Annotated in this window: 21 protein-coding genes and 1 pseudogene; 16 read left to right on the forward strand and 6 right to left on the reverse strand. The window is 31.1% G+C overall.

Annotated elements, in window-relative coordinates; all coding sequences use genetic code 11:
• The first annotated feature begins 5 nt into the window (after positions 1 to 5).
• The 10 genes and pseudogenes from D6200_RS09620 to D6200_RS09665 all read left to right on the forward strand — a co-directional run bounded on the left by D6200_RS09620 (position 6) and on the right by D6200_RS09665 (position 9,926).
• A complete protein-coding gene (locus D6200_RS09620) occupies positions 6 to 923 on the forward strand; it encodes a hypothetical protein (protein ID WP_073182502.1) in 918 nt (305 codons plus the stop codon).
• A complete protein-coding gene (locus D6200_RS09625) occupies positions 910 to 1,917 on the forward strand; it encodes a vWA domain-containing protein (protein ID WP_073182501.1) in 1,008 nt (335 codons plus the stop codon). Before D6200_RS09620 ends, D6200_RS09625 begins: the two co-directional genes overlap by 14 nt.
• Before the next feature lie 5 nt (positions 1,918 to 1,922).
• On the forward strand, positions 1,923 to 2,960 hold the full coding sequence (locus D6200_RS09630; RefSeq protein WP_172644826.1) for a VWA domain-containing protein: 1,038 nt from the start codon (positions 1,923 to 1,925) through the stop codon (positions 2,958 to 2,960).
• An 8-nt stretch (positions 2,961 to 2,968) separates the two neighbouring features.
• A complete protein-coding gene (locus D6200_RS09635; RefSeq protein ID WP_047788270.1) occupies positions 2,969 to 3,793 on the forward strand; it encodes a tetratricopeptide repeat protein in 825 nt (274 codons plus the stop codon).
• A 51-nt stretch (positions 3,794 to 3,844) separates the two neighbouring features.
• Positions 3,845 to 5,608 carry a BatD family protein gene (locus tag D6200_RS09640; RefSeq protein ID WP_073182500.1) on the forward strand — a complete coding sequence of 588 codons (1,764 nt, stop codon included), beginning with the start codon at positions 3,845 to 3,847 and terminating at the stop codon, positions 5,606 to 5,608.
• The gene (locus D6200_RS09645; protein ID WP_047788268.1) at positions 5,608 to 6,360 is read left to right on the forward strand and encodes a CDC27 family protein; all 753 of its coding nucleotides are present in this window, start codon (positions 5,608 to 5,610) and stop codon (positions 6,358 to 6,360) included. The genes D6200_RS09640 and D6200_RS09645 overlap by 1 nt, the downstream gene beginning before the upstream one ends.
• A gap of 54 nt (positions 6,361 to 6,414) precedes the next feature.
• The gene (locus tag D6200_RS09650) at positions 6,415 to 6,714 is read left to right on the forward strand and encodes a hypothetical protein (RefSeq protein ID WP_047788267.1); all 300 of its coding nucleotides are present in this window, start codon (positions 6,415 to 6,417) and stop codon (positions 6,712 to 6,714) included.
• A 183-nt stretch (positions 6,715 to 6,897) separates the two neighbouring features.
• Complete coding sequence (locus tag D6200_RS09655; RefSeq protein WP_047788266.1) at positions 6,898 to 8,478, forward strand: SulP family inorganic anion transporter; 1,581 nt, start codon at positions 6,898 to 6,900, stop codon at positions 8,476 to 8,478.
• Positions 8,479 to 8,533: 55 nt separating this feature from the next.
• Positions 8,534 to 9,163: a carbonic anhydrase family protein gene (locus tag D6200_RS09660; protein ID WP_047788265.1), complete on the forward strand. Its 630-nt coding sequence runs from the start codon at positions 8,534 to 8,536 to the stop codon at positions 9,161 to 9,163.
• Positions 9,164 to 9,299: 136 nt separating this feature from the next.
• A pseudogene (locus tag D6200_RS09665) lies at positions 9,300 to 9,926 on the forward strand (carbonic anhydrase).
• Positions 9,927 to 9,957: 31 nt separating this feature from the next.
• Here the strand turns inward: D6200_RS09665 and D6200_RS09670 are convergent.
• The gene (locus D6200_RS09670; protein WP_073182499.1) at positions 9,958 to 10,488 is read right to left on the reverse strand and encodes a CvpA family protein; all 531 of its coding nucleotides are present in this window, start codon (positions 10,486 to 10,488) and stop codon (positions 9,958 to 9,960) included.
• A gap of 81 nt (positions 10,489 to 10,569) precedes the next feature.
• On the opposite strand from D6200_RS09670, the gene D6200_RS09675 reads away from it, so the two are divergent.
• The gene (locus tag D6200_RS09675) at positions 10,570 to 10,926 is read left to right on the forward strand and encodes a hypothetical protein (protein WP_047788262.1); all 357 of its coding nucleotides are present in this window, start codon (positions 10,570 to 10,572) and stop codon (positions 10,924 to 10,926) included.
• On the opposite strand, the gene D6200_RS09680 is transcribed toward D6200_RS09675, so the two are convergent.
• Positions 10,923 to 11,717, reverse strand: coding sequence for an SDR family oxidoreductase (locus D6200_RS09680; protein ID WP_073182498.1), 795 nt, complete (start codon positions 11,715 to 11,717; stop codon positions 10,923 to 10,925). The two genes, D6200_RS09675 and D6200_RS09680, sit on opposite strands and share 4 nt — an antisense overlap.
• A 124-nt stretch (positions 11,718 to 11,841) precedes the next feature.
• On the opposite strand from D6200_RS09680, the gene D6200_RS09685 reads away from it, so the two are divergent.
• The gene (locus D6200_RS09685; protein WP_083574789.1) at positions 11,842 to 13,224 is read left to right on the forward strand and encodes a TlpA disulfide reductase family protein; all 1,383 of its coding nucleotides are present in this window, start codon (positions 11,842 to 11,844) and stop codon (positions 13,222 to 13,224) included.
• A gap of 54 nt (positions 13,225 to 13,278) precedes the next feature.
• On the opposite strand, the gene D6200_RS09690 is transcribed toward D6200_RS09685, so the two are convergent.
• Positions 13,279 to 13,638 (reverse strand): YraN family protein, encoded by a 360-nt coding sequence (locus D6200_RS09690; RefSeq protein WP_047788259.1) that lies wholly within the window; start codon positions 13,636 to 13,638, stop codon positions 13,279 to 13,281.
• 39 nt (positions 13,639 to 13,677) lie between these two features.
• On the opposite strand from D6200_RS09690, the gene D6200_RS09695 reads away from it, so the two are divergent.
• Positions 13,678 to 13,887, forward strand: a complete 210-nt coding sequence (locus D6200_RS09695) for a YgaP family membrane protein (protein WP_073182496.1) — start codon at positions 13,678 to 13,680, stop codon at positions 13,885 to 13,887.
• Here the strand turns inward: D6200_RS09695 and D6200_RS09700 are convergent.
• On the reverse strand, positions 13,884 to 14,870 hold the full coding sequence (locus D6200_RS09700; RefSeq protein ID WP_083574788.1) for a S66 peptidase family protein: 987 nt from the start codon (positions 14,868 to 14,870) through the stop codon (positions 13,884 to 13,886). The two genes, D6200_RS09695 and D6200_RS09700, sit on opposite strands and share 4 nt — an antisense overlap.
• A 115-nt stretch (positions 14,871 to 14,985) precedes the next feature.
• Here D6200_RS09700 and metG point away from each other — a divergent pair, with 115 nt between their 5' ends.
• From metG to D6200_RS09715, 3 genes are all read left to right on the forward strand, one after another.
• On the forward strand, positions 14,986 to 17,046 hold the full coding sequence (metG, locus tag D6200_RS09705) for a methionine--tRNA ligase (protein WP_073182495.1): 2,061 nt from the start codon (positions 14,986 to 14,988) through the stop codon (positions 17,044 to 17,046).
• Between the two features lie 72 nt (positions 17,047 to 17,118).
• A complete protein-coding gene (locus tag D6200_RS09710) occupies positions 17,119 to 18,570 on the forward strand; it encodes a hypothetical protein (protein WP_073182494.1) in 1,452 nt (483 codons plus the stop codon).
• Between the two features lie 66 nt (positions 18,571 to 18,636).
• Positions 18,637 to 20,760: a Tex family protein gene (locus D6200_RS09715; RefSeq protein WP_073182493.1), complete on the forward strand. Its 2,124-nt coding sequence runs from the start codon at positions 18,637 to 18,639 to the stop codon at positions 20,758 to 20,760.
• Positions 20,761 to 20,817: 57 nt separating this feature from the next.
• Here D6200_RS09715 and D6200_RS09720 read toward each other — a convergent pair whose 3' ends face one another.
• Together D6200_RS09720 and D6200_RS09725 are read right to left on the reverse strand one after the other, a co-directional pair.
• A complete protein-coding gene (locus tag D6200_RS09720; RefSeq protein ID WP_083574787.1) occupies positions 20,818 to 23,754 on the reverse strand; it encodes a TonB-dependent receptor plug domain-containing protein in 2,937 nt (978 codons plus the stop codon).
• Between the two features lie 18 nt (positions 23,755 to 23,772).
• Entirely contained in the window at positions 23,773 to 24,504 is a 732-nt protein-coding gene (locus tag D6200_RS09725) for an energy transducer TonB (protein WP_073182492.1), read from the reverse strand.
• Positions 24,505 to 24,627: the final 123 nt, after the last annotated feature.

Below are 24,627 nucleotides of genomic sequence, written 5' to 3' on the forward strand. Positions count from 1 at the left end.
AAACAATGAAACACAAACTACTTTACATATGCTTGTTTTTAACTTCTTTTGCCTTTGCACAACAACCTCAGGTAAAAGCAGAAATTGACACCACAAATATTAGAATTGGTGAGCAGTTTCTATATAAAATATCTGTTGACGAAACTGAGAATGTTATCATTCCTAAGTTAGAAAATCTAAAAGGGTTAGAGGTAATAGATACACTCAAAATCGACACTATTGAAAACAAGCTCATTCAAAAATACATTTTAACAGGGTTTGATAGTGGTGCATTTTACATTCCTCAACAACAAATATTTATTAGAAATCAAGCTTATTTAACCGATAGTTTATTGATTAATGTAGCTACTGTTCCTATCGACACTACGAAGGTTAAAAAATTTCCAATTAAGGGAATTAAAGGAGAACCTTATCAGCTTGATGATTTCAAACAATACATTTGGTGGATCATAATAGCTATTCTTGTCATAGTGTTATTACTTTATTTCTTTGTTTTCAAAAAGAAAAAAGAACAAGAAGAAAAAGTTATTATCCCTTTATTACCTCCTTATGAAGAAGCTATGCAAAAACTGGAGGAACTGGACAAAAAACTATTATGGCAAAATAATCAGGTTAAAAAATATTATAGTGAATTAACAGACATTGTAAGAGGTTATATTGAACGAGAGCTACATGTTCCAGCCCTAGAAAGCACTACTGATGAATTAATTGACGTTTTAAAAGACTTCAATGACACAAAGTCAATAAAAACTTCGAGAGAAATTATTGATAAATTAAAAGGTCTTTTACAAGAATCTGACCTAGTAAAATTTGCGAAATCAAAACCTTTATCTCACGAAATAGAGGAAGACCGAAAAGACGCAAAGCTTATTATAGATAATTTAAAACCCAAAAAACAAGAAGATGATGATGAAGTGGAATAATTTCGAGTTTCATAGTCCCGAGTTTTTATGGTTGCTAGTATTAATTCCTCTGTTAGCTTTTTGGAGTTTTTATACTCGAAAAAAAGATGGTGCTCAACTTAGAATGCCAAGTACTAAAGGTTTTAAAATACAAGGTTCTATTTTACCCAAACTCAAACCCATACTACCGTTCTTAAGACTACTGGCATTAACCTGCTTAATAGTTGCTTTAGCACGCCCTAGAAATGTAGCTGTTAGTAAGAAAACAAAAACAAATAGAGGTATTGATATCGTAATGGCTGTTGATGTTTCGGCTAGTATGCTAGCAAAAGACCTTAAACCAAACCGATTAGAAGCCTTAAAAAGAGTAGCTACCGATTTTATAAACCGACGCCCTAATGATCGTATTGGTATCGTAGTATATGCAGGAGAAAGTTTTACACAAACTCCAATTACCAGTGATAAATCTATTGTAAAAAGAACCATTTCAGAAATTAAATGGGGACAGTTAGAGGGTGGAACTGCTATTGGAATGGGCCTAGGTTCTGCTGTTAATAGACTAAAAGATAGTAAAGCCAAAAGTAAAGTTATTATCTTATTGACAGACGGTGTAAACAATGCTGGTTTTGTTGATCCTAAAACAGCTACTGATTTAGCAAAAGGAAACGGAATTAAGGTTTATACTATCGGAATTGGAACTAACGGGATGGCTCCTTTTCCATGGGCTAAAGACCCAAGAACAGGAAAAATTTCATTTAAAAATCAACCTGTTGAAATTGACGAAGATTTGCTAAAGCACATTGCCAGCGAAACTAGTGGTAAATATTTTAGAGCAACTAATAACACTAAGTTAAAAGAAATTTATGACGAGATTGACAAGTTAGAAAAAACTAAAATCGAAGAGTTCAAGTATTATAATTACTCTGAAAAATATCGTTTTTTAGTTTTCTTAGCAGGGATATTTTTACTTTTAGAATTCACCCTAAAAAACACGTTATTTAAAAGTTTTATTTAAGCAAGATGTACAAACTAGAAGAACCAATATATTTTTATCTTTTTGCAATTATTCCTGTAATAATTGTGGTTTTCCTATTAGTTTTATGGTGGAAAAAACGAACTCAAAAAAAGTTTGCTAACCCGTTGCTTTTATCTAAAATAGCACCAAATACATCAACCTTTAAATCGGTACTAAAACTTGTTTTCTTTTTGGTAGGATTATCATTTTTAATTCTATCATTAGTTAATCCTAAAATGGGAACAAAACTAAAAACTGTGAAAAGAGAAGGTGTTGATGTGGTGTTTGCTTTAGACGTTTCTAAGAGTATGTTAGCAGAAGATATTGCACCTAATAGATTAGAAAAAGCAAAACAAATTATATCTAAAACTATTGATAAGTTAGGCAGTGATAGAGTTGGTATTATTATCTATGCAGGTAATGCATATCCCCTACTCCCTATTACTACCGACCATGCTGCAGCAAAAATGTTTTTGCAAAATGCAAACCCAGACATGGTTTCAAGTCAAGGTACAGCCATTAATGAAGCTTTAAATTTGGCAAATACTTATTATGATAACGACGAACAAACAAATCGTTTTTTAATAATTATTTCAGATGGTGAAGATCATCAAGAAGAAACTAAACAAGTTGCCCAAAACATCGCTAACGAAGGTGTTAAAGTATATACCGTAGGTGTAGGAACCGAAAAAGGAGGGCCAATACCTATCAAATTAAATGGCGCGCTTATTGGTTATAAAAAAGACAGAATGGGAGAAACAGTAATTACCCAAAGAAAACCTGATGTTTTACAAGGAATTGCTGATGCTTCTGACGGACAATATTTTGATGGTAATAAAACTGAAAATCCAGTAGAAGCCATTGAGAAGATTATTGGAAACGCACAAAAAAATGAATTTGAAACAAAACAGTTTTCTGATTATAAAGACCAATTTCAATGGTTTGTAGGTATTGGACTATTGTTTTTGATTCTAGATATGTTTTTGTTTGATAAGAAAACCAAATGGTTGAAGAAAGTAGATTTGTTTAACGAAGAATCTTAACATGTAGTATGAAAAGTTTACAAAATTTAATATTCATTATAGTCCTTACTGTTTCTACGGCGGTCAATGCACAGCAAGACACACTTAAACTACAACGTGAAGCACGTGCTTTGTTACGAGAAGGAAACAAGTTATACAATAAACAAAAGTTTAGTGATGCTGCTATTGCTTACCGGAAAGCTTTAGGTAAGAATAGTAAGTATGAAAAAGCAAGTTATAATTTTGGTAATACTTTATACCAAGAAAAGAAATACAAAGAAGCTGTAGAACAGTTTAAAGTAACCACTGAAACTTCAAAAGACAAGATGGCTCAGGCTGAAGCATATCATAACATTGGTAACGCAATGATGGAGCAAAAACAGTATGAACAAGCAGTTGAAGCTTTTAAAAATTCCTTACGTAGAAACCCAAATGATGATGAAACACGTTATAATTTAGCTGTTGCTCAAAAAGAAGCTAAAAAGCAACAACAAAATCAAAAAGATAACAAGGATAAAAATAAAGACGAAAAAAATAAAGATCAGAAAGATCAGCAGAAAAAAAACGACAAAGACAAACAAAACGATAAAAATAAAGATCAAAAAGGAGACGATAAGGATAAAAAAGATGATCAAAAAGATCAGAAAAATGACGATCAAAAAGATCAACAAAAACCTAATCAAGACCAAAAAGACAAACAAAATCAAAAACCTAAACCTCAACAAGGTAAGATGACTCCTGAACAAATGAAACAATTGTTAGAGAGTTTAAACAATGAGGAAAACAAGACGCAGAAAAAAATGAATGCGAAAAAATCAAAAGGAAGAAAAGTAAAACAAGAAAAAGACTGGTAATTTTACAGTTTTTAAAATCTTATTTATTTTTAGACAATTTTGAAAATTAACATGAAGTTAAAAATATACATATCGTTATTAGTTAGTTTTATAACATTTACCATTCATGCACAAGATGCTGCATTAACGGCCACCGTTAGTAAAAATAAGTTAGGTGTAAACCAACGATTACGTATTGAGTTTTCAATAAACAAACAAGGAGCCGATAATTTCAAAGCACCAAGCTTCACAAACTTTAAAATAGTTGGTGGTCCTAGTCAATCAGTAAGTCAATCTTGGATTAACGGTAAGGTTTCCTTTAATCAATCATACACTTACATTTTACAACCTAAGAGAAAAGGAGAATTTAACATTCCTTCTGCGAGTATTGAAATTGATGGAAAGACACTCACCTCTAACCCTATAAAAGTTATCGTTCTAGATGCTGTAGACATCCCTAAAAACCCGAACGATCCTAATTACATTGCAGAACAGAACATTCATTTAGTTGCTGAAGTTTCCAAATCTCAACCTTATGTTGGTGAAGGTATTTATGTAGAATATCGATTATATTTTAGCGATAATGTTGGAATTTACGATAATGCCATAACAGAAGCTCCACAATACAATGGTTTCTGGAACCAAGAAATTAAACGTAACGGAATGCCTGTTAAAACTGGAACATACAATGGAGAGCAATATCGTTATGCTGTATTACACAAAGCTTTATTAATTCCAACAACATCTGGTAAGCTAACAATAGACCCTATGAAGATGGATATTGTTGTAGCAGTTCCTACTGGAAGAGCTGACTTTTTTGGAAACGTAATTACACGTCAAGTCCGTAAAGAATTCTCTTCTGCTAAGAAAATAGTTAATGCTCAGGCCTTACCTATGAATAACAAACCAAAAGACTTTACTGGTGCTGTTGGTCAGTTTTCATTCGATGTTTCTTTAAGCAAGAATACCTTAAAGGCTAACGAATCATCGCAAATTAAGGTTTCTGTGAAAGGAAAAGGAAATTTAAAACTTTTTGAACTCCCAAAAATTGAAACCCCTAAAGAACTAGAGGTTTATCAACCAGAAAGAAAAGAAAGCGTTCGTATTACTGGAACAGGACTATCTGGATCTATTACAGATAATTACACTGTTGTTCCGGAATTCAAAGGAAAATATAGAATTCCAAAAACTAGCTTTTCTTACTTTAACCCAAAAGAAAAAGTGTATCAAACCATCACTACAGATGATTTATATGTTGATGTTTTGGAAGGAAAAGAAATTCCGACAGATTCAGATACTAATGCAGTTGCTAAACAAGACGTAAAAGTTACGGGTAGCGATTTCAGATACATCCAAACATCTACTAACTTACAACCTATAAAAACTGAAGATTTCTTTAAATCTACATTATTTTATATTCTTTTGTTGCTTCCTATTTTAACAATTCCTATTGGAATTATTATTCAGAAAAAGAGAGAAGAACGTAATAGTGATGTGCTAGGAAACAAGCTACGAAAGGCAGACAAACTCGCCAAGAAATACTTATCGGAAGCACAAAAACAATTAGGAAATAAAGAAGCTTTTTATGAAGCCTTAGAAAGAGCTTTACATAATTACTTGAAGGCTAAACTAGGCGTAGAAACTTCTGATATAAGTCGTGAAAAAATTACTGATTTACTAGCTAATAAAAATGTTAGCAAAGAAACCATTAGCAACTTTATTGAAGTATTTAACAATTGTGATTTTGCTAGATATACTCCAATTACCAATACACAAATGAAGGAAGAATATGAAAAAGCAAAACAAGTAATAACGCAATTAGACAGACAGTTATAATGAGAAATTTAGTTATATATTTATTCTTATTTGTGTCAATTAGTATGTTGGCACAAAATGCCAATGATTTATTTTTAAGTGCTAATTCTTTATATAAAGAAGGAAAGTACGAAGAAGCTATTAAATTATATGAGCAAATAGAAAATGAAAACCTAGCTTCATCTGAAGTTTATTACAACTTAGCTAACTGTTACTATAAACTCAATAAAATAGCTCCTACTATTTATAATTACGAAAAAGCATTACAGTTAAACCCTTTAAACGAGGATGCAAAAAACAACTTAGTTATAGCAAAACGTTTAACTCTTGATAGAGTTGAGGCATTGCCAAAATCAGTATTTCAGAAGCTTAATGAAAACTATTTACAAAAGTTTACTTATAATACGTGGGCTGTAATTACTGTTGTATTTTCTTTTATGGCTTCTATTTTATTTTTACTGTTTTATTTTTCTTATACTCCAAGTAAAAAAAGAACCTACTTTACAACTAGTATTATCTCATTTCTATTTCTAACATCCTCTTTAGCTATAACATACATTCAATATAACCAAGCCCAAAACAATATTGAGGCCATTATTTATAGCGAAGAAGTTTCTGTTAAAAATGAACCTACTAATAATTCTAATGAGATTTTTACACTACACGAAGGAACTAAAGTTAATATATTAGACTCTGTAGATAATTGGAAAAAGTTAAAGTTAACTGACGGTAAAATTGGATGGGTAAAAACTAAAACTTTAAAAGAACTATAACATTTTTCTTCAAAAATTTAATTACTTTTACCAGTGAACAAATAAAAAAGTATCTTGAAATCCAAAATAGCTATCTTTTTCATCGTCTTATTCACAGGCATAATTATTACGCCCTCGATTATTACGTTAGTTGATAAAGATCAAGATATTACTATATTTTTAAATCTTAGCGAAGAAGAAGAAAATACTAAACACGTTAAAGTAGCTGAATTAAAAGCTCATCCTAACGAAGACTACACTTCTTTTTTATATAAGAAAATTCAAAAAAAGAAAAACGTTCGTTTTCAATCTAAAAACTACGTTTCACAATATCCAAAAATTCTTACCCCTCCTCCAGAATTACTTATTGCATAATAACACAGGTAAACCACCTCATATAAGGTGATTAGCTAAAAAAATGAAAAATATTTCAATGTACAGTAAGAGTACTATTACTTTCCTTGATATATTTTAAGTTTCTATTGCTAATAAATCAATCATTTTTAAAATTAAAACATACTCTAAAATTTTATTTAGAGTTTAACAAACACATATATCATGTTTAAAACTATTAAAAGCGACTTGCCCGCAAGTATTGTCGTATTCTTTGTTGCCTTACCTTTATGTTTAGGTATTGCTTTGGCTAGTGGAGCTCCTCTTTTTTCTGGTGTAATTGCAGGAATTGTAGGAGGTATTGTAGTAGGTGCCTTGAGTGGCTCTAAAATAGGAGTTAGCGGTCCTGCAGCTGGTTTAGCTGCTATTGTATTAACTGCTATTGGTAATTTAGGTGGTTATGAAAACTTCTTAGTTGCAGTTGTACTAGGTGGAATTATCCAAATTCTTTTTGGTATTCTTAAGGCTGGTGTAATTGGCTATTATTTTCCATCATCTGTAATTAAAGGAATGCTTACTGGTATTGGTATTATTATTATCTTAAAGCAAATTCCTCATTTTTTCGGATATGACGCTGAACCAGAAGGTGCTGATAGTTTTATTGAACCTTCAGGAGAGAATACTTTTTCAGCTCTTTTAAGTATTACTGACAATATCACTATAGGATCAATGATTATTGGTTTTATTGGATTAGCAATATTAATTCTCTGGGATAGAGTTTTAAGTAAAAAAGGAAAAATATTTCAGTTAATTCAAGGACCATTAGTAGCAGTTGTTATGGGAATTGTCTTTTTTACTCTAACACAAGGAAATGAAACATTGGCAATACAAGCATCTCATTTAGTAAGCGTACCTATTCCTGAAAGTTTTGATTCTTTCTTAGGGCAATTTACCTTTCCTAATTTTAGTGCTATTGCCAACTACGAAGTTTGGGTAACCGCATTTACAATTGCACTAGTAGCCAGTTTAGAAACGCTACTTTGTGTTGAAGCTACTGACAAATTAGATCCTGAAAAAAATGTAACCCCAACAAACAGAGAATTACTAGCACAGGGAACAGGAAATATTTTATCTGGTATAATTGGAGGGCTACCTATTACTCAAGTAATTGTAAGAAGTTCTGCAAATATTCAATCAGGAGGTAAATCTAAAATGTCTGCGATTATACATGGTTTCTTCTTATTAATTTCAGTAATACTAATACCTACTTTATTAAATAAAATTCCATTATCTGTATTAGCAGCTATATTATTAGTAGTAGGTTATAAATTAGCCAAACCAAGTTTATTTAAGCAAATGTTTATTTTAGGATGGAAACAGTTCATTCCTTTTATTGTAACAGTTTTAGGTATTGTTTTTACTGATTTACTTACAGGAATTTCTTTAGGATTAGCTGTCGGTGTTTTTGTTATTTTGATAAAAAGTTACCAAAACTCTCACTTCTTACATATTGAGGATAAAAGCAACGGAATACACAAGATAAAAATGACACTTGCAGAAGAGGTTACTTTCTTTAACAAAGGAGCTATTTTAAAAGAATTAGATAGCTTACCTGAAAACACTCATTTAGAATTAGATGTAAGAAAAACTAGATACTTAGATAACGACATTATCGAAATTTTAGAAGACTTTGCTTTTAAAGCTAAAGAAAGAAATATTAATATTAAACTTATTTCAGAACGTGGTATTGTAGAAAACCCAGAAAGTTTTATTAAGTTTTTTAAACTTAGACCAAAAGCAGCATAAACTTTTTAACTTCGTAAATTCTTAAAACGACATAAATAATCTTATAAAAAATATAATGAAAGCACATACTAAAGAAACACAAGCCACTATGACACCTGAAAAGTCATTACAATATTTAAAAGAAGGAAACTTAAGATTTCAAAATAACTTAAAAGCTAATCGTAATTTATTAGAGCAAGTCAACGATACTAGAGAAGGGCAATTTCCTTTTGCTACTATTTTAAGTTGTATTGATTCTAGAGTTTCAGCCGAATTAGTTTTTGATCAAGGTTTAGGTGATATTTTTAGCGCAAGAATTGCCGGTAATTTTGTAAACGAAGATATTTTAGGTAGTATGGAGTTTGCTTGTAAATTAGCAGGTACTAAATTAATCGTTGTTTTAGGACATACTAGTTGTGGGGCTGTTAAAGGAGCTTGTGACAATGCTCAGTTAGGTAACTTAACCAACATGTTAGGTAAAATTAAACCTGCTGTTGAAGCTGTAACTGAACCTAAAGATGAAAGTTTAAGAAACTCTTCTAATTTAGAGTTTGTAAATAACGTTGCAGAAAAGAATGTACAGTTAACTATTGATAGAATTTTAAACGAAAGTGAAGTACTAGCTGAAATGCATAAAAATGGTGAAATTATGATTGTTGGAGCTATGTACGACATTAAAGATGGTGCTGTTACTTTTTTTGAATAAAGAACACCAACTTTAAACTATATTATAAAGAGAATCTAAACTTAGTTTTAGGTTCTCTTTTTTATTAACTTCGAAAACTGTTATGCTTAGTATATAAGCAACCGCTAAAGATTCTTCTAACAAATATTTTATACTAATGAATCTATCTAAAATTTTTGAAAATAATAAAGAGTGGGTAAAAAGTAAACTGTCTACCAATAAAGATTACTTTAAAAAATTAAACGAAGGACAAAGTCCGGAGCTTTTGTATATAGGTTGTTCTGATAGTAGAGTTTCAGCAGAAGATTTGATGGGACTAAGCCCTGGTGACGTTTTTGTACACAGAAACATTGCTAATATGGTTCCTGCAATCGATTTAAATTCTGCTTCCGTTATTGAATATGCTGTTGAACATTTAAAAGTAAATCATATTGTAGTTTGTGGTCACTACTCATGTGGCGGAGTTAAAGCCGCAATGCAGTCTGCTGATTTAGGATTGCTAAATCCATGACTACGCTATATCAGAGATGTATACCGTTTACACAAAGAGGAACTAAATGCAATAGAAGATGAAGATGCCCGCTACAATCGTTTGGTTGATTTAAACGTACAAGAGCAATGTGTTAACCTTATTAAAACTGCTGCTGTACAAAAAGCATACAGAGATAGAGGTCTAAAAGTACACGGTTGGGTTTTTGATATCAAAACAGGAAACCTCATCGATTTAAATATCGATTTTGAGCAAATCTTAGAAGATATTATGGAAATTTATCATTTAGACTAAATATAAAATTGAGTAAAAAGATTATCTGCTTTTATATTGTTATTTCTAGCTCTTTATTATCTTCATTTTCTTGTGTTTCTTGGTCTTTTATAATCGAAGGAAAAATCGTTGGAGCAATCTTCTTTACTGATTTAAATAAAATAGACTCTTCTAGGCTTTTCTCTTTTACAAACGGAATAGTATCATTCATTTTTCCGAAGAAAATAAAAACTACACTTAAAATTAATCCAATTTTTAAAGCACCGAAAACACCACCTAAAATTTTGTTCAAAATTCCTAAAGCTGCAAAATCAGCTATTTTGGTTAAAATTTTCCCTAATAGTGCTATAGCTACAATTATGACCACAAAAGTTCCAGCAAAAGCCGCCAAAGAAATATACTTTTCATCCCAAGTAACACTAGTTTTCAACCAATCTCCAATAAAGTACGAAAAATGGATAGCCCCATAAACTCCTGCAACCAAAGCAACTAGTGAAGCAACCTCTACAAACAACCCTTTCATTAAACCTCTTACAAAGCCAAAAAGTAGTAATGCTGCAATAATAATATCAAAAGTATTCATAAATATAAAAGCCTTCTACTATAAAATCTATGCTCAAATATACATAACTCATTTGTATCTTTGCTTTTTCAAAAAGCACAAATGGCAAAAGAAATCAATTTAAAAGAAAAGTGGGATTTTGTAATAACTCAATTATCACAACAATTTGCTGACGGTGATGAGCTTAATATAGATGGAGTTATCTACCTAATTGGCGTTCAAGAATTGGGACAAGGGCATCGTAAGTTTAAAAAAGATGAAAAGGTAAACCTTATGCATATTGCTATTTGTAAGTTATTGGAACCTTACGGATACTATGAATTCGATTTTTTTGATGACGATGGATGGCCTCATTATAAAACTTTAACAGAATTACCTAATTTAAAACCTGGGGAACAATCTGTTTTAATGAAAGAAGCCATCATTAATTATTTTGAACTGATTAATTTTTTTGATTAAGTAACACTTAATTTCCGAATCATTTTTGATAATAACTTAGGGAAAAAACGTTTCGTATATACACCTAACTTTTCCTTCACACCTGCTATATAAACTTCTTCTTTTTTATTCTTTATAGCTTTTAACATCATTCTAGCAAATCTATCTGGATCTATACCATTTGCTGTCGCTATGTCCATTGTACTTTGCGGGGTACCATTTCCTGTTAATGCATTTTTCGACACATTGGTAGTTACAAATCCTGGATAAATTAAAGTAACAGCAATGTTGTCTTTATAATGTTCTGCTCTCAAACTATCAAAAAAACCATGTAAAGCATGTTTCGTAGCAGCGTACGTAGAACGTAATGGAGTTCCTATTTTACCAACAATACTCGTGGTTACAACAAAATGCCCTGATTTATTGTCAATAAAATGAGGTAACAAGGCTTTTGTCAGCGCCACAGTTCCTAAATAATTAATATCCATCAAACGTTTATCAACTTTTATTGAAGTATTTTTCACTAGCGATCGTTGACTTATTCCTCCGTTGTTCACTAAAACATCTACTCTTCCAAAAAATGAAATTGCTTTGATTACCCTCTCATGAAGTTTTTCATAATCTTCTAAATCTAAAGGTAAAATCATAACTTTTTCAGGAAATTTACAACTCTTTTTCACTTCTCTTAAAATGCTTTCATTTCTTGATGATATAATTAATTTTGCTTCATAATTAGATAACTCAATGACTAGAGATTTACCGATTCCTGAAGACGCACCTGTTACCCAAAATATTTGTTCTTTAAAGTTCATGTTTTCAAATGATTAAAAAAACGTTTCTAAAATACACAAGATAAAATAAAAGTGGTACACTTCTTGGATAGAAGTTCGTAAATGACTAGTTTTAAAACCTTATTAATAACCCTTTTTAAATATTATGATGAAAAAATTACTGGCTCTATTAATATTCACCACATCACTTGCAAATGCACAGTATACTGTTAAAGGTACCATGACCCCTCCAGACAAAGGAGATTGGGTTATTTTATATAAAATTGAGGGAGCAAAACAAAAGTTTCTTGCCAATGCCACCATTAAATTTGATACTGTAGCTATAAGCGGTGAAAAACAAGTTTTAGGTAAATTTAGTTTTGAACTACCTAATACAGCAACTCCAGGTGCTTACAGAGCTACTTATAGAAATTCTGGTGCAGGTTTTGTTGATTTTTTCTTTAATAAAGAAAATGTTGAATTTGTTTTTAATCCAAAATATCCGGACCAATCGGTTTTATTTACTAGCTCTAGAGAAAACAAATTATACAATGAATACTTACAAGCATATAATGCTGTTCAAAAAAAGATAGATTCATTACAAGCTTCTTATATTGAAACTAAATCAAAAGACACAAAAAAAGCATACAAAAAAGAGCTTAAAGAGTTAGAAGATGTTCAAGAAATGTATGAAAATAAGTCTGAAGGAATGTTAGTAAATAGTTTTATAAAAGCCTCTCGCCGTTATAATTCATCTAACCCTCATGATAATGTTCAAGATTATTTATCTGCTACTAGTGAAAACTTTTTTGAGTATGTAGATTTTAAAAGTGACAAACTATACAATTCTTCTTTTTTGATTGACCGAATTAACGATTATGTTTTTTACCTAAATTATTCTGAAGATAAGGATGTTCAACAAAAATTAATAAAGGAATCTATTACCAATGTTATGAAGAAAATTTCTTCTGACAAGTTAGAAAAAGCAGTTATCGATTATTTAATTAGTGCTCTTACTGAAAAACGTAACGGGCCTGCAGTAGACTGGATGTTTGCTGAATATTATGACAAACTTCCTGTTGAAGATCAAGATGTTGATTTTAAAAAGGAAAAACTAGACATCTTACTTGCAACAGTAGGTAGAGTGGCACCTGATTTTTCTTGGAAAGAAGGAGATAAAGAATATAAATTATCAACATTAAATGATGGAAACAAGTATTTGTTAGTATTCTGGAGTACTGGTTGCCCACACTGTATAAAAGAAATTCCAGAACTTTATAAGTTTATGCAAACTCATAAAGAAGTATCGGTAGTTTCTTTTGGTATTGAAAATGAAGAAAATGAATGGGACGAGTTTGTTAAGAATTTACCAGGATGGCACAATGCTATTGGAACACATCCTGAGTATAAGTTTGACAACGAAACCGTAAAAAAATATAACCTACTTGGTACTCCGTCTTATTTCGTATTAGACAAAGACAAAAATATTATTGCTATGCCTGATCACGTTGAAGACGTAGAAAAATATTTCAATAGCGATAAGAAATAAATATCAATATAACGTAAAGAAAAAGCTCAACAAATTTGTTGAGCTTTTTCTTTTTTAAAAATATAAAAATGCATCTTCAATATGCTCTATTACAAACTCATTTCGTTGTTTAATGATAGCAATGATATCAAACCGTATTTCAACATCTAACCCTCGTTCATTTACATAATTATCAATAGCAGTAACTAATAGCTTTATTTTCTTTGAGTTCACAAAGTCTTGTGGATTTCCAAAATAAGATGTAGATCTTGTTTTAACCTCAATAACAACCAATACATCTTTTTTTTGAGCAATAATATCAACCTCTGCTTTTTGGAAACAGTAATTTTTTTCAACAATAGTGTACCCATTTTTAACAAGATAATCTATTGCTAGTTGCTCTCCCTTCTTACCAAGTTCATTGTGTTGTGCCATTTAAAAACTTATATTTGAGTAACCGTAAATCTTTTTATCATGAAAAAAAACATAGGAAACATTGATAAAGCTATTAGAACTTTCATTGCTCTTATAATGGCTATGCTATCTTACTTTGAATTTATTACAGGAATTTTTGGTAATATCTTACTTGTATTAGCAATTATACTTTTGGTTACTAGTTTAATAAATTTTTGCCCACTATACAAGTTGTTAGGAATAAACACATGTAAAACAAAAAACAGTTAATTAAATTCTACCAAACACTGCTTATTCTTACTTATCGATAATTTAACTTCTCTACCCATTATCAATGCTCTATTATCTGGTTCATGACCTGCAGGAAAATTAAATAATATAGGGATATCTTTAGGAACAACGTCCAAAATTAATTGTTCTATTGAACTTCCCCAAGGAGTGGTATTTCTCTTAATCTTAGTCATATCTCCCACAATAATCGCTTTAACTTTAGTAAAATACCCTGCTCGCCTTAAACTTTGTAACATTCTATCTATCGAGTACTTATATTCTCCTATTTCTTCAATAAACAAAACTTTTCCATCTGTAGAAATTTGACTGTCCGACCCTAACATCGAAGCCAAAATAGCAATATTACCTCCCACTAATTCTCCTGAAACCTCACCTACTTTATTCTCTTGTGAAGCAGGAACTTCATAGCGTAATTTTTCTCCAAATAATGCTTTCTTAAAAGTAGCGATTGTTTGCACAAGATCTTTTGGATCTTCTTCCATACTTGTTCCCATCATCGCATGCATTGTTTCAATACCTAAATTATGAATATGATTATGAAATGCTGTAACATCAGAATACCCAATAATCCATTTTGGATGTTTTTTAAAATTAGTAAAATCTAATCTATCTAAAATCCTCACAGAACCATATCCTCCGCGTGCACTCCAAATAGCCTTAATATTAGGATTGTCTAACGCGTCTTGAAAATCTTGACAACGTTCTTCATCAGTACCTGCAAAATGATCATTCTGATTAAACATATGCTTCCCATACACTACCTTTAACCCCCAAATTTCTGCTAATTTTTTAGCTTTATCAATGGTTTGTTTACGATTTTTTAATATTCCAGCAGGAGCAACAATTGCAATCGTATCTCCCTTTTGCAAATAGGGTGGTGTGGTTAACTTCATCGTTTTATTTTGTGCATAACCTGATATAATTATCAGTATAAAAAATAAGGTGAAAATTCTTTTTTCCATAAACAAGTCTCTTTTCTTGACTTTAAAAGTCTAAAGTCCATCAAATGTACCTAATTTATAACAGTATAAAAAATTGCTTTTTCGTACTTTTGCGCTTTAATTTTAGTAGAAAAACATGAGTACACCAAAAAGATATACAATTACAGCAGCATTACCTTATACAAATGGACCAATCCATATTGGTCATTTGGCAGGAGTGTATGTTCCTGGAGATATTTATGCGCGTTATCTGCGTCAAAAAGGAAAAGACGTAGCCTATATTTGTGGTTCTGATGAACACGGAGTTGCGATACCAATGCGTGCTAAAAAAGAAGGTGTTACTCCACAAGCTATTATTGATAAGTACAACGGAATCATTAAAAAATCGTTTGAAGATTTCGGTATTTCTTTTGATAATTACTCGCGTACCTCGGCTGAAATTCATCATAAAACAGCATCAGATTTCTTTATCAAATTATACAATGATGGTGAATTTGTTGAAGAAGTTACTCAACAACTATATGACGAAGAGGCTAATCAGTTTTTAGCAGATCGTTTTGTAATTGGTACGTGCCCTAAATGTGGAAACGAAGAAAGTTATGGAGACCAATGTGAAAAATGTGGTACAAGTCATAATGCTACTGATTTAATCAATCCTAAATCAGCTATTACTGGAAATGTTCCTACCTTAAAAGAAACTAAGCACTGGTTTTTACCATTAGATAAACACGAAGCTTTTTTACGTGAGTGGATTTTAGAAAGTCATAAAAATGACTGGAAACCAAATGTATTAGGACAATGTAAATCTTGGATTGATGACGGTTTACGTCCTCGTGCGGTAACCCGTGATTTGGACTGGGGGATTCCTGTTCCTGTGGAAGGTGCTGATGGAAAAGTATTATATGTATGGTTCGATGCTCCTATTGGTTATATCTCTTCTACTAAAGAATGGGCAGAACGAGAAGGTAAAAACTGGGAAGATTATTGGAAAAAAGATGATACTAAATTAGTCCACTTTATTGGTAAAGATAATATTGTATTTCACTGTATTATTTTCCCTGCAATGTTAAAGGCACATGGAGATTTCATTTTACCTGAAAATGTACCAGCAAACGAGTTTTTAAACTTGGAAGGAAATAAGCTATCAACTTCTAAAAATTGGGCAGTTTGGTTACATGAGTACTTAGAAGAATTTCCTGACCAACAAGATGTATTACGTTATACCTTAACAGCTAACGCTCCTGAAAATAAAGATAATGATTTTACTTGGAAAGATTTTCAAGCAAAAAACAATAACGAGTTAGTTGCTATTTTTGGAAATTTCATCAATCGTGTGGTAGTATTAACAAACAAATACTACAACGGAGTAATTCCTGCAGCTGGTGATTTATCAGAAGTTGATAAAGATACCTTAGAACAATTAAAACAGTTCCCTGATATAATTGCTAAATCTATAGAACGTTATCGTTTTAGAGAAGCATCTCAAGAAATGATGAATTTAGCTCGATTAGGTAACAAGTATTTAGCTGATGAAGAACCTTGGATATTAATTAAAAAAGATGAAGAACGTGTAAAAACTATAATGTATGTAGCCTTACAAATCTCAACAGCCTTATCTGTTTTAAGCGAACCTTTCTTACCTTTTACTTCTTCTAAATTAAAACAAATCTTAAATATAGATGGTAGTTTAACTTGGAATGAAATTTCTGAAAAAGAAGTATTATTACCTGCGGAACATAAAATACAAGAAGGAAAAGCTGAATTATTATTTTCTAAGATTGAAGATACTACAATTCAAACACAGTTAGACAAGTTAGAAGCTACCAAGAAAGCAAATGAAGCTGCTAACAAAGTAGTTGAGCCTCAAAAAGAAACTATCCAATTTGATGATTTTACAAAAATGGATATTCGAATAGGGACTATTGTTGCTGCTGAAAAAGTAGCTAAAACAAAAAAGCTACTAAAGCTTACCGTCGATGTTGGTATTGATACACGTACGATTGTTTCTGGTATTGCAGAAAGCTTTAAACCAGAAGATATCGTTGGTCAGCAAGTATCTGTATTGTGTAATTTAGCTCCTAGAAAATTACGTGGTGTAGAAAGTCAAGGAATGATTTTAATGACAGATACTCCTGATGGTAAATTAGCTTTTGTTCAACCTTCTGAAAAGGTGAATAACGGAGAGTTTATAGCCTAAACAAAAACAGCTTTTATTATATTCGCAACCTCGCTTAAATGCGAGGTTTTTTATACCTCTTAATAACTAAAAATGAAAAAAAATTGTATCAACATCCTGTTTTTAATAGGATTTATGTGTAATTCTTTATTTGCTCAAACAGAAATTGCTAGTTTTAAAAACTTTTTAAAAGAAAACTCAACAGACATTAAAGATGTAATTCCTGTTGTAAATACTGAAAATAATGACTTGGCTATTTTAATTGCTGATGCTAAAAATGTCTACGCATATAAATTTAATGACGATTTTAAATTAACCGGTCAACTTTCATCTGAAACTAAGAAAAGGAAGTATAAAATACTTTTGGGAAGCAGTATTTACAATAATGAATATAAAATATTTTTAACCAATAAAAGTAACACACAATTTGCTGCAGTAAGTTTTTCTTTTAATAATAAAAAAAACACAGTAAAAGAGTTTTTACTTCCTTCTGGACAAACTTTTATCCAAACAATATCATTAAAAAATAAGTTTTATATCATTTCTGGAAACAAAATAAATGGCAATGTATATCTAAACTATATTAATGAAGATGGTAACTTACAATACATTCCACTAGACATTTCTGAGCTAAGACTTCTTAACGAAAAGAATAAAAAAGTAAGAGTTGTAGATCTGTTATTACCTTTTAACTACTCACCTATCAAAAAGTTTGAAGAAAATACACCTAACTCGATTGAATCAGTTTCTGAGACTGCCAAAATGTATTTAAAAGATAATAACCTTATTATTTCTTTTGATAATAATAAAAATATAACTCAATTATTTACTGTAAACTTAACAAACTATAAAGTTTCAACAGCAACTTTCAACAAACCTCTTTCTAATATTAAATCAGGAAGAAAAAAAACCAATTCTTTTATTTTTGACAATAAAATAGCAGTAGTAGCAGCTACGAAGGATGTTTTATCAATGTACATCTTAGACTTAGCAACTGGGAATTTTATAAAAGAATATGCTGCTAGTAAAGATGAGGAAATACTCTTTAAAAACTCTCCAATCATTCAAAAAGGAGGCTTTTATAACGGTTATAGAGAGCTAGAAAAAACTAAGAAATTTTTACGTAAAATAACTACTGGTAAAATTGGTATTTCAGTCATTAAAAATAAAAACAGTTACTTGTTTACTTTAGGGGGGTATGTTGAACAAAGGTCTGCTGCTCCAATGATGATGGCAGGTTTTGGAGGAATAGGTGGACCAATAGCTAGCCTAGGAAGTGTAAATGTGAACCTTTTCTTTAACCCTACCATGTTTGCATATAATTCTTTCACCAATACAAAATCAACTCAAATTGAATGTTTATTTGACACAGGTTTTGAGCACATTAAAGACACCAAAATACCTAGGAATATTTTTGATAAAATAAAAAGTACCCCTAGAAAAAGCGATATTGCCTACACTATTTTTAAATATAAAGATTTTTATATTAGAAGTGATTATACCCCTAGCGACAAAACATATCACTTAAGAAAATTCACAAGATAAATTAACCTTTTACTATATTTGAAACCTCGCTATTCATGCGAGGTTTTTTATTTAAAATAATTTTCAATGCAACTTATCTCCTATATAACCTCTCGTACGCAAATCTCACAAAAATCAATTCAAAATACGATTGAATTATTAAATGAAGATTGTACCATTCCTTTTATATCCCGTTACCGAAAAGAAAAAACAGGTAATTTAGATGAAGTTGAAATAGGTCAAATTGTACAACTTAAAGAACAGTTTGAAGCAATAGAGAAACGTAAAGCAGCCATTTTAAAAGCTTTAGAAGAGCAAGAAGTTTTAACCGATGAGTTAAAAGCAAAAATTGAAAAGACAGAAGACTTAACTACACTAGAAGATTTATACCTTCCTTATAAAAAGAAACGAAAAACCAAAGCAGAAACAGCTCGTAAAAACGGGTTAGAACCGTTGGCGAAGATGATTATGAGTCAGCGAGTAAACGATTTGGAATTTACTGCTTCAAAATACCTTTCGAACGAAGTAGAACAAATAGACGATGCTTTAGAAGGTGCCCGTCATATTATTTCTGAATGGATTAACGAACGAACGGATGTCCGTAATAACATTCGTTACCAATTAGAGCGTTTTGCAACCATTGCTACCAAGGTTATCAAAACTAAAAAAGACGAGGATGCTACCCAAAAATTTAAAGATTATTTTGACTGGGAAGAAAATCTAAATCGCATTCCTTCACATAGATTGTTAGCTATTTTGCGCGCCGAAAAAGAAGGTTTTATTCGTGTAAAAATTAGTATTGATGATGAACGAGCTATTCAAAAAATAGAAGACAGAATTATTCGTTCGCATAACGAATGTGCTGAACAAATTGAATTAGCTATTGCTGATGCTTATAAGCGTTTGCTTTTTCCTGCATTATCAAATGAAGCTTTGTCTATAGCTAAAGAAAAGGCAGATGAAAGTGCCATTAAGGTATTTGCTAAAAACCTTCAACAATTACTATTAGGCTCTCCTCTTGGTGAAAAACGAATTTTAGCTATTGATCCAGGATTTAGAACAGGGTGTAAAGTGGTTTGTTTAAGTGCTCAAGGAGATTTATTACATAACGAAACTATTTTTCCACACGCACCTCAACATCAATCAAAAGAAGCAATAAATAAACTTAGCTCTTTAGCTAATGCTTATAAAATAGAAGCTATTGCTATAGGTAACGGAACCGCTTCAAGAGAAACTGAACGATTGGTAAAAAGTGTATATTTTAAAAATCCCGTAGAAGTATTTGTTGTAAGTGAAGCTGGTGCTTCTATTTATTCGGCTTCTAAAATTGCACGAGATGAGTTCCCTAATTATGATGTAACTGTTCGTGGAGCTGTTTCAATCGGTCGTAGATTAGCTGACCCTTTAGCTGAACTGGTAAAGATAGAAGCAAAATCGATTGGGGTTGGGCAATATCAACATGATGTAGACCAAACACAACTAAAAAAATCATTAGACACTGTAGTAGAACATTGTGTAAACAAAGTAGGTGTTAACATTAACACTGCTAGTGCTTCTCTGTTAAGTTATGTTTCTGGTATTGGTCCTAAATTGGCTGAAAATATAGTGAATTACAGAAATGAAAATGGAGCTTTTTCCAATAGAACAACAATAAAGAAAGTCCCTCGTTTGGGAGGAAAAGCATTTGAGCAATCTGCTGGGTTCCTACGAATTAAAAACAGCGATAATCCACTAGATGATTCTGCTGTACATCCAGAGCGCTATGCTTTAGTAAAACAAATAGCCAAAGACGTTGGTAAAAAAGTAGATGATTTGATTGGTAATTCTTCTGTTTTAAAACAAATTAAGCTCCAGCAATATGTAACCGATTCTTACGGGTTACCTACGCTACAAGATATTGTAAAAGAGTTAGAAAAACCAGGATTAGACCCTCGTGAAAAAGCCAAAGCTTTTAGTTTTAACGAACATATTAAAACAATAGATGATGTACAAACAGGCATGGTACTACCCGGAATTGTAAATAACATTACAAATTTTGGTTGCTTTGTTGATATAGGTATTAAAGAAAGTGGTTTGGTACATGTTTCTAACCTTTCTGATTCTTTTGTAAAAGATGTTAACGAACATGTAAGTTTACATCAACACGTTCAAGTTAAGGTATTGGAGGTAGATATTACAAGAAAACGTATTCAATTAAGTATGAGTTTTTAACTAAAAAAAACGAGCTAATTAAATTAGCTCGTTTTTTGTATGCAAAATACTATTATTTTAGTTATTAATAATCCAAGAAAGATAATACAAACTACCTATGTTTCCTAAACCAGGAGCATGTTGATATTCTTCTCCAAATAAATTTGTTCCACCTATTTTAAACTTCGATTTTAAACTAGGTACACGATAATTTAATTGTGCATCTAAAACAGTTCTTGCTTTTACATCTCCCTTTACAAAAGTAGACACCCATCTGTATTTATCTCTCCATCGTGCATTGATGTTAAATCCAAAATTTTTGAAAAGCTTTTCATTACCAAACTGGATTTTAACACTATGTTTTGGTGTGTTAAAGTTAGGTTCAAAAGATCCAAAATCTAAATCTTCCTTCATTTCAAAATCTGTGAAGTTATAATTTGCACCTATATTAAAGTTTCTAAATAGCTTTGTGTTAAGCCCTATACCCACACCATAAGAGTTTATCTTAGATTTAGCATTGGTTATTAAGTTAAACTCTGTTACACTTCCCGTTCTAACTGCTTCAGCAGCTAAAGGGTCTAATTGTCCTGTTGCTATAACATTTCCAATATTAGGCACTACTACATCTTGAAAGAATACAAAGTCATTATGGATACTATAAAAAGCGTTAAAATCTATATCTAAATTAGTATCATTAATGTTTAAAAGGCTTCTATAACCTAATTCAAATGTTTTTACCTCTTCTGGTTGTATCTCTTTATAATCAGATTTAATATTTTGTCCTTTATCGTTAATAAAATCTAAATCATATACAGACCTTGTTAATAAAGCATTATTAATTATATCATCTCCTGTCGTAATAGAATTTTCTGTTACAGTATTACCCGTAGTAGGATCTTCATATCTACTAACAGTAGGGATGCCTATTCTTCTTAGGTTATCTGCTGTAGAACCTATAGTAGTTTTTCTTGCAGAAGGCAAAAACATATATTGTTCTTGAATTGTTGGGTTTCTAAAACCTGTTTGATAAGATGCCCTAATTATATGTAGTTTTTCTTCTCCTAAAGCATAATTAAGCGCTAATCTTGGAGAATAGTTTGGAGAAAAATTCTCAGATTTATCGTAACGGATAGAACCTGTAAACTTTAATCTGTCATTTAAAAATTTCTTTTGAAGTTGAGTATAAAAACCATATTCTTCAATACTAATTTCTTCGTTAGCATCATTAAATATTGTTCCTTTTGATTCTGGATTATAGTTTCTATAAGAACCTCCTACTTGAACATCTGCCCAATCATTAAGTAAGCTTCTAAAGTTGTAGTTTGCATCTACATGCGCATAAGCACTTTTATCGTAAATTTTACTACCTCCTTCAGTTATTAAGGTTGATGTAATTGAATTAAACCCATTGGTAAATTCAGCAGTACCTGGGTTTAACCTATATTGATCTGCAAATTCTCTAGACATTGCTATAACTCTTGAATCAACATCACTTACATTAAAAGGATTACCTGAAGCTCCTATTAAAGATGAGTTATTATTAACTAAATCCATATACTGTATTGCATAATAATCTCCCCAGCTTGGTCTGTAAGTTGTACCAGATAAAACAGGAATCTTAGCATCAGCTAAAGAATTTAGTCTTTGAGCTGTTCTTGTTAAATCGTAAGTATCACCAGCGTCATTACGTGTATAATAACCTCTTACAAAGAAATTATCTCCTTTTATTTCTAATTTAGATTGTCCAATATAATAGTTACGTTGCGCAAACCTTGAAGCAGCTCCTTGAAACATATTATCTCCCATTGCTATTCTTGTAGCTAATTGAATTTCTAATGATTCATCTTTAAAGGGTCTATAATGTAAAGAGGTTGAAAATTTTAAGTTTTTAGATTTGTAATCTTTAACTAATTCTCTTTCTGAATACCCTTTTCTACTAATATGTGTTCCTACAGGGAAGTTTAATGTAGAATCTTCATCTAGTGATGAAGCATCTAAATACCCTAAATATACAAGCACAGGAGTTGAGCTAGCTAAATCAGCAAAATCTTCATCTCCATACATATTTATACCATCATAATCTAAGCTTAAAGGAGCATCAAAACTTCCATTAATAATTTCGTTGGTATCAATTCTTTTGTTTCTATTGTCGGTAGCATGCCATTCTTCTGCTTCAAAATAAGAGAAGTTTACTTTTGCAGCGAAAGCATCACTAAACTTATAGGCCATTCGAGTACTTACATCATAAAAAGGACTGTTTCCTGCTGCTTCTTGACTGGTCATTCCTCCTTTTGCTAAAACACTTATTCCTGTATGATTAAAAGGGTTTTTGGTATCCATTATCATAATACCATTATAAGCATTGGCACCATATAATGCTGAAGATGCTCCTGGTAGTATCTCTACACTTAAAATGTCTAGTTCTGATACACCAGATAAATTACCAGCACTAGTATTTAAAGCTGGTGCTGCTGTATCCATACCATCTACTAACTGAACAAACCTTGAATTATTAAAATCAGCAAATCCTCTAGTATTTATAGATTTGTATCCATAACTAACTTCTCTAGCATCAACACCTTTTAAGTTTACCAAGGCATCATAAAATGAATTTGAGCTACTCTTTTTAATATCGGTTAACCCTAATCTTTCTATGGTAACAGGAGATTCAATAATTTTTTCTGGTGTTCTAGAAGCTGATATAACGACTTGGTCTAATAACAAGTTTTCTTTTAAAACAACATTTATTTTTTTCTCGAAAGAAACAATTGAAACCTCTTCTGTATTAAACCCAAAAGCAGAAATTGTTATTGTTTGAGGTAACGTATTGCTCGGTAAAAGGATTGAGAAATTTCCTTCTTCATCTGAAACAACAAATGTTTCTCCATTTGAAATTTTTGCATTGTAAAACGGTTCTAAATATTCATCATACACAGAACCTGATATTTTTACCTGAGCATAACTTGATAGCATAGCCAAGGTAAAAACAATCATTACTAATTGTTTTTTTAACATTTTAAATTTAATTGATTTTTATTCTTCTAATGAAAAGTTTATTGGAAAACCATATTTTACAGGTACACGTTTTCCATTATTTTTCCCTGGTTCGAAGCGAGGTAGCATAGATACCACTCGTTTTGCTTCTTCATTAAGAATTTCTCCTCCGTCAGGGCCTAAAGTTTTAATATTTGTTACATAACCATCTCTATCTATAACGAAACGAATCCAAACTTCTCCTTGAATTTGGTTTCTTACAGCTTCTCCTGGATAGCGAAAATGTTTATTAATGTGATTAACCATCTCTAAATTAAAACAATCAAGTCTCTCTTTTTTCTTGGTATTTTTACATTTATCAAAAGAAGGTATTTTTTCTGTATAATAAAGTTTAGTTGCTTTTGATAACTCTTCTTTAGATAACATTTCTGTTATTCTTGTTAAATTATTTTCATACCCTGATGTTAGGTTTTTATTTTCAATATCTACAGGTTGTGTAGTTGAAACCTCGTTAACATTTAAAGTACTAACTGAATTTATAGCTTGTGCCTTTTTTTTAAGGACTCTTTTTTTAAGATATCTTTTGCTTGCTGATATTTTAACTTTAATTTGTCTATCTGCCTTTTTCTTTGAGTTTTTTACAGGTTCTATAGTACACTTTGTTATACTATTTACATCCATAAAAGAATCATCTGGAGATTCACACACTTCTTTTTGAGCATAAAAACTTAAAGATGACAACAAAAAAATCACTAAAAAATACTTTCTCATATAAATAATTATATATTATTAAAATAATAAGGATTAAGAGTATTCTTACGAATTAGATATCATCGGGGGAACGGCCGGCAAAATTACATGTTTTAAAAATATTATTAAGTATTTTTTTAAAAA

The organism is Tenacibaculum mesophilum, from assembly GCF_003867075.1.
Classification (GTDB): domain Bacteria; phylum Bacteroidota; class Bacteroidia; order Flavobacteriales; family Flavobacteriaceae; genus Polaribacter; species Polaribacter mesophilus.